Source organism: Mycobacterium sp. E3305 (assembly GCF_001666785.1).
Taxonomy (GTDB): Bacteria; Actinomycetota; Actinomycetes; order Mycobacteriales; family Mycobacteriaceae; genus Mycobacterium.
The window spans coordinates 23,242-29,502 of sequence record NZ_LZJA01000305.1 but is presented as its reverse complement, the minus strand read 5'-3'; the positions used below and the strand labels follow the sequence as shown (position 1 = coordinate 29,502).

General features: G+C 68.5%; 7 protein-coding genes. 3 read left to right on the top strand and 4 right to left on the bottom strand.

Annotated features, from left to right (window positions below; all coding sequences use genetic code 11):
* Nucleotides 1-93: 93 nt before the first annotated feature.
* Nucleotides 94-582, bottom strand: coding sequence for an NUDIX domain-containing protein (locus tag A5701_RS26635; protein WP_231969136.1), 489 nt, complete (start codon nt 580-582; stop codon nt 94-96).
* A gap of 61 nt (nt 583-643) precedes the next feature.
* Nucleotides 644-1,939, bottom strand: a complete 1,296-nt coding sequence (locus A5701_RS28405) for a tetratricopeptide repeat protein (RefSeq protein WP_067761236.1) — start codon at nt 1,937-1,939, stop codon at nt 644-646.
* Between the two features lie 161 nt (nt 1,940-2,100).
* On the opposite strand from A5701_RS28405, the gene A5701_RS26625 reads away from it, so the two are divergent.
* A complete protein-coding gene (locus A5701_RS26625; RefSeq protein ID WP_067761232.1) occupies nt 2,101-3,816 on the top strand; it encodes an NAD-binding protein in 1,716 nt (571 codons plus the stop codon).
* Between the two features lie 60 nt (nt 3,817-3,876).
* Here the strand turns inward: A5701_RS26625 and A5701_RS26620 are convergent, their stop codons facing one another.
* Nucleotides 3,877-4,755 (bottom strand): LLM class flavin-dependent oxidoreductase, encoded by an 879-nt coding sequence (locus A5701_RS26620; RefSeq protein WP_067761229.1) that lies wholly within the window; start codon nt 4,753-4,755, stop codon nt 3,877-3,879.
* Between the two features lie 70 nt (nt 4,756-4,825).
* Here A5701_RS26620 and A5701_RS26615 point away from each other — a divergent pair, with 70 nt between their 5' ends.
* Nucleotides 4,826-5,239: a VOC family protein gene (locus A5701_RS26615; RefSeq protein WP_067761247.1), complete on the top strand. Its 414-nt coding sequence runs from the start codon at nt 4,826-4,828 to the stop codon at nt 5,237-5,239.
* A 94-nt stretch (nt 5,240-5,333) separates the two neighbouring features.
* Nucleotides 5,334-5,729, top strand: a complete 396-nt coding sequence (locus A5701_RS26610) for a VOC family protein (RefSeq protein WP_067761225.1) — start codon at nt 5,334-5,336, stop codon at nt 5,727-5,729.
* 3 nt (nt 5,730-5,732) lie between these two features.
* Here the strand turns inward: A5701_RS26610 and A5701_RS26605 are convergent, their stop codons facing one another.
* Nucleotides 5,733-6,218, bottom strand: coding sequence for an RrF2 family transcriptional regulator (locus A5701_RS26605; RefSeq protein ID WP_067275957.1), 486 nt, complete (start codon nt 6,216-6,218; stop codon nt 5,733-5,735).
* Between the last annotated feature and the right edge of the window lie 43 nt (nt 6,219-6,261).

The window sequence follows — 6,261 nt, the reverse complement described above, 5'->3', positions numbered from 1 at the left end:
CGTCGCCGCCGCTTCGGCCTACTGCCCGCAGTACGTCACCTCGGCCTGAAACCTGACACCACGATGCGGGGACCCGGCGGGTCCCCGCATCGTTCATGCCCGCCGCAGCAGAAACAGGCCGTAGGCGGCGATCGACTGCGCGTCGGCGATCACCCCGGACCGGATCATCTGCTCGACGTCGTCGCGGTCGAACCAGGCGCTGCGCAGGTCCTGTTCCTCGTGCTCGAGGTCCGGTTCCCCCTCCTCGACGATCCCGGTCGCCAGGAACACCCAGCCGCGCTGGCTGCTCATGCCCGGAGCGACATCGAGCCGGCCCAGCACCTCGAACGACGTCGCGCTCAAGCCCGTCTCCTCGCGCAGCTCACGCTCGGCCAACTCGGCAGGCTCGGTGTGCGTCAGGCCGGGGGCGGTGCCTTGCGGGAACTCCCACCGCCGCTCCCCGAGCGGGTACCGGAACTGCTCGACGAGCCGGAAGCGGTGGCCGTCGAACGGCATCACCAGCGCATAGTCGGGTTTGTCCACCACCCCGTAAATGCCGGGGCTGCCGTCAGGGCGACGGATGTCGTCTTCGCGGAGCACCATCCACTGGCTCCGGTAGATCTCGCGGGACGCGACGCATTCGATGAAAGGCACCAACCCAGTATCACTGGGCTGCCGTGAAGCGGTCGTACGTGCGGCGCAGGGCACCGCGGTCGACGGAGTGCAACACCCGGGTGAGGGCTTCGAACACGTCGACGTAGCCGACGGTGGGATCTGCCGCGTCACCGCGGGTGTATTGCCACGGCAGGGACCGTCCGCGGCGCAGCACCTCCCCGAGATACCACACGGCGCCATCGACGAACGGCGCATTCCGCTCCTCGTCGAGGAGCTGCTCTGGGGTCGCGCCCTTCTGGATGACGAGCTCTTCCAACGCGTCCAGGGACTCCGGCGAGAAGTCCCAGACGGCGTCGCCGCCGTAATGGCCTGCCCATACCGGAAATTGGGCGCCGCGCTCGGCAAGCCAGCACCGCAGGTATTCCTCGTCTGAAAATCGCTGCGTGGCTTGATGTTTGGCACGCAGACGGCGCTTGATGGCCCCTTCGACCCGATCACGGGTCTCGGTCACCCACCGGTATTCCTCCGCGCGGTCGCGCCACTTGGCCAGTTCCTCACGGGCGGCGACGGTGATGGGATTGTCGTCGCCGAAGACCCGCGCTTCGTCGTCGACCAGGGCTTGCCAGGTGGCGACCTTGTCGCGGCAGTCGTCCGGTTCGGGCTCCCACAGCGCGATGGTGTGCCGAGCGATCAGCGTGTGGCGGTGGTCATCGCCCAGCTTTTCGCGCATCACCTCGACCAGCGACTCGAGCTCGGCCACCGCGCCGGGACCGTCGACCGATTCGCCGTGCCATTGCGCCAGCGCCATGCGCATACCCAGCGTGTCCTCGTGGTGTTCGCCGAGCACCCGGCGGCGGGCCTCGAGGACCCGCTCGCCCTCGGCGATGGCGCCCACATAGTCCCCGAGCTCCTTGCGCTTCTGCGCCACCCGGTCCCTGGACGTGAGCGCGGTGGGATGCTCGGGCCCCAGCACCCGTTCTTCGTCGGCCAGCAGTTGTGACCACTCGGCCAGCGCGGCCCGCGCCTCGCGCTGGGGCCGGTCCGCGAACATGTGGCGTGCGGTCAACGTGGTGATGTGATCGCGGCCGAGCAGCTGCTCGAGCTCGGGCACCAGCTGCTCGAGGGCGGCATAGGCGCCGGCCTGGTCGCCCATTTGGAGCTGCAGGTGCACCAGCGCGAGCTTCATGTCCAAGACGTTGGGGTGACGCTCCCCCAAGATCGGGCGGCAGACGGCAACCAGCTCGTTCATCAGCGGCAACGCCCCGGCGAAGTCGGCCGCGGCGATGCGTTCCGAGATGAGCCGGGTCAAGGCGGCGAGCGGCCCGGGCAGTTCCGGCGGCGTCATACCGCTATCGAATCCCTCGCAGGGCCTCGTGGCAATTCACCTTCGCCGCTGGCGCGTCCGGTGTCGCGCTGGCATCAAACGGCACGGTGCCCGATAGTCATAGGAACGAACGCCAACGTCTCAGAGGTGGGTATGCCGTACGCCCGGAAGGGTGCGTAACCATGCGCGGTCACATCATCGTCAGCGGTGACGACGCGCTGGCGACCACGATCGTCGAGGAGCTCAACAACGCCGGCGTGCACATCGTCAAGCTCAGGACCGCCGGCGAACTCGAACACGCGGAAGTCGCCCGCGCCCGCGCGGTGATCTGCGTCGGTGACGACGACGCGACGAATCTCGAAATCGCGCTGCTGGCAAGGAAAGTCAACCCGCGGGTGCGGGTGGTGGCGCGGCTGGGCAACGACGTGTTGCGGACGGCGATGGCCGCCGACAAGCGCCCCGGAGCGATCCTGGACGTCGCCGACCTTGCGGCGCCCTCGGTCGTCGAGGCCTGCCTGGCGCACACCGTGCACCCGTTCGAGGCGGCGGGCATCGAGTTCGTCGTCTCGGGCGCCGAGGCGCCGTACAGCGCGACGCTGCGTGAAATCTACGGTGACCTGGCACCGGTGGCGGTGATCCATGGCGAGGACTGCGCGACCCCGGGCGAGGTGGTGTCGTGCCCCGGCCGTGATTTGGCGGTCCACGCCGGTGACTGGACCGCGATGATCGGCACCGCGGACGAACTGGCCGCCCGCGGCATCAAGGTCCCGCGCCCCACCGTGACGCGCTACCGCCTGCCCCGGCTGCGGCGGACACTCGACGGCGTGCGCGCGCTGCGTGACGACGTCAACCCGATGTTCGGGCGGGCCCTGGTGGCCGCGGCGTGCTTGCTGCTCGGGTCGACGGTGGTCCTGCGCTTCTGCTACCAGCCGAATCCGAAGATGACGTGGCTCGACGCGCTGTACTTCAGCACCGAGACGATCGCGACCGTGGGGTACGGCGACTTCAGCTTCCTTCAGCAGCCCACCTGGCTGCGGCTCTACAGCATCATGTTGATGTTCGCGGGCGTGACGACCACGGCGCTCCTGGTCGCATTCATCGCCGACCTGCTGATATCGCGACGATTCGCCCACTCGGTCGGACGCCGCCGGGCCCGCCATCTGCGCAACCACGTCATCGTCGTCGGGCTCGGCTCGTTCGGCAGCCGGGTGGTCGCCGACCTGAGGTCGGCCGGATACGACGTGGCCGTCATCGAGCGTGACGAGAACAACCGCTTCCTGTCGACGGCCGCCGACCTCGACGTGCCGGTGATCTTCGGCGACGCCACGCTGCGCAAGACGCTGGAGGCCGCCCGCGTCGAGCACGCCCGCGCGGTGGCGGTGCTGACACAGGACGACATGGTGAACATCGAGACCGGCATCGTGTTGCGCGAGATGCTGGGGCCGCGGGTGATGCCGCACGTCGTGCGGCCCGACGTTCCCCTCGTGCTGCGCGTGTACGACCGGAAGCTGGGGGCCGCGGTGGCGCAGCGGTTCGGGTTCGAGAACGTCCGATCCACCGTCGAACTCGCCGCACCATGGTTCATCGGCGCCGCGATGGGCCTGCAGGTGCTCGGCACCTTTTCGGTCGGGCAGCGCTCCTTCATGGTCGGCGGAATGCATGTGGCGCCCGGCAGCGAGCTCGACGGGCTGAAGATGTTCGAACTGTCCACCCAGACCCGCGTCATCGCGATCACCCGGCAGGACGCGCCCGTGGAGCTGCATCCGCGTCGGGACGCCTGGCTCCGCGGCGGCGACACGGTCTATCTCGTGGGGCCTTACCGCGAGCTGATGGCGACGCTACGCAAGGGGCAGCCCCCGCAGCAGCCCGCCGCCGGGGAAGAGCGCGCGTCGGCCTAGTGGCGATCGCAAGCGCGGCGAAGCCGGGCGCTGCGGGTCGCCGCCGTCGGGCCAAGCCCTTTACAGCCGGCCGGCCACGTCCGCCGCGCGGCGTAGCTGGTCGATGTCGGAGCTCGTCGGGATGAGCTGTACCTCGTCGGTGCCGATGGCCTCGAACTTGCGCAGCACTTCCAGCAGCTCGTCCTCGGTGCCCGCCCAGCCGGTGGTCGGCGCCATGGCGTCGACGTATTCCGGCGGTATCCAATTCATGTAGCGCCGCAGATGACGATGCACCTGGGCTCGGGACTCTTCGGGCGACCCGAACGCGAACCAGAACGACGTCACCAGGTGCGGTTCGCCCTTGCCCGCCCGCGCCCACGCGTCGCGGGCGACGTCGAAGAGCTCGTTCTGTTTGGCGACGTCCAGGTCCAGCGTCGTCCCCGCCAGCCCGGTGGCCCAGGAAGCGGCGCTGCGGATGGTCTTCGGGCCGATGCTGCCGACAAACAGCGGCGGACCGCCGGGCTGCACCGGCGCAGGCCCGACCGGTAGCACCGACTCGGTGAGCTTTTCACCGGCCCACACCCGCTTCATCACGGCCACGCGCTCGGCCATGTCGCGCATGGTCTGGGTCGCCGGGTCGGCGCCCACGGCGTGGTAGTCCTCGTGCCGCCCGCCAACGCCGATGCCCACACTCAGCCGCCCGCCGCAGAGCATGTCCCCGGTTGCGAGCGCCTTGGCCAGCATGACCGGGTCGTGCAGCTGCGGCACGATCACGGTCGTCAGCAGCCGCACTCGGCTCGTCCAGGCGGCCAGCGCGCCCAGCAGCGTGAGGTTGTCCGGGTTCTCGAATGCGATGCGCTCGCCCCAGCACAATGACGAGAACGGGCCGTCGTCGATCGCGCGCGCCCAGTCCTCCAAAATTCCCGCATTCAAGTCCGGCTCCATCACCGGCAGCGTCATCGCAGTTCGCACGCGGCGATTCTGGCATGACCGGTAAACATTCGGTGGCGCAAGTGGCAGCATGGAGCAGATGGGTTTCACCAGCAGTTCGATCGCGCACGTTCGCCTCACCGTCACCGATATCGAGCGATCCCGGCAGTTTTACGAGAGCGTGTTCGGTTGGCCGGTCCTGCTGGAGGTACCCGACAACGCCGACGAGGCCACCCGCAAACAGCTGAGCTTCCTGTTCGGTGGGGTCATCTACGACCTCGGCGGCACGCTGCTGGGGCTGCGGCCGGTCGCGACCGATCGCTTCGACGAGGATCGCGCCGGGCTCGACCACATCGCGTTCCGGGTCGCCAGCAAGGACGAATTAGACTCTGCGGCAGCGCATCTCGACGAGCTGAGCATCGCACACGAACCGGTGAAAGACATCGGCCCGTCCTACATCCTGCAGTTCCGCGATCCCGACAACATCGCCCTGGAGCTCACGGCGCCGAAATAAGAACGCCATGTTGTGGCGAACGTGCGCGGAACGACGGCGGAGACGGCGTGTCGGCGCGCAAACACGCACGCTCGTCAAGGAGTAAAGAGGAATTATGGCCATCAGTTTCAACCACACCATCGTCGCCGCCCGCGACAAGCAGGAGTCCGCGTCGTTTCTAGCCGAATTGTTCGGCCTGCCCAGCCCAAAACCATTCGGCCACTTCATGGTTGTCCAGCTCGAGCACGGCGCCAACCTGGACTATGCGGACGCTCCCGAGGGCGCGGAGATCCCGCGGCAGCATTACGCCTTCCTGGTGTCCGAAGAGGATTTCGACACCATCTACGGAAAGATCCGGTCACGAGGCCTCGAGCACTGGGCGGACCCGGGCGCCAAACGGCCCGGCGAGATCAACCACAACGACGGCGGGCGCGGGGTGTACTTCCTCGACCCCTCGGGCCATGCCATGGAGATACTCACCCGCCCTTACGGGTCGGGGGGCCAGCGCTAGCGCCTATTCGCCGGCGCGGGGCGTGCCGTGACGCACGCTTTCCTGTGTTCGATAGTCGTCGGCGAATTGGGCGACGTGCTTCGGCAGCGCGTTGGCGGCGACGTCAGCCAGCGTCGTCTCCTCCAGCACCGAACGCATGCTGGCGCGCAGCGCCCGCCAGACATCGGTGAGCGCCGCGGTGGGCCCCGAGTACGGCAGGTCCCCCAGACCGATGTCGCGCACGCTCGCCAGCGGGCCGTCGATGCAGCGCAGCACGTCGGCGATGCTGATCTCGTTGCCCGGCCGAGCCAGTTCGTAGCCGCCTTCGCGGCCCCGATGGCTTCTCACCAGGCGGTCGGTGCGCAGATTGGTCAGGATGTCGACGAGGAACTGCGGCGGAATGCCCTGCGCCTGGGCCAAGTCGTCGGTCTTGACCAGCGTCCCGTCGGGGACCGTGGCGAGCTGGACCATGGCCCGCACCGCGTACTCCGCCTTCGCCGACATGCGCACTCTGAGGATTGTGCCACCCGGCGGCGGCAATCAGTCGCAGCCG

Coding starts and splice junctions, on each gene's coding strand:
- A5701_RS28405 (WP_067761236.1), bottom strand. CDS start 1,939: ATGACGCCGCCGGAACTGCCCGGGCCGCTCGCCGCCTTGACCCGGCTC.
- A5701_RS26610 (WP_067761225.1), top strand. CDS start 5,334: ATGGCCATCAGTTTCAACCACACCATCGTCGCCGCCCGCGACAAGCAG.
- A5701_RS26620 (WP_067761229.1), bottom strand. CDS start 4,755: ATGACGCTGCCGGTGATGGAGCCGGACTTGAATGCGGGAATTTTGGAG.
- A5701_RS26635 (WP_231969136.1), bottom strand. CDS start 582: ATGGTGCTCCGCGAAGACGACATCCGTCGCCCTGACGGCAGCCCCGGC.
- A5701_RS26625 (WP_067761232.1), top strand. CDS start 2,101: ATGCGCGGTCACATCATCGTCAGCGGTGACGACGCGCTGGCGACCACG.
- A5701_RS26615 (WP_067761247.1), top strand. CDS start 4,826: ATGGGTTTCACCAGCAGTTCGATCGCGCACGTTCGCCTCACCGTCACC.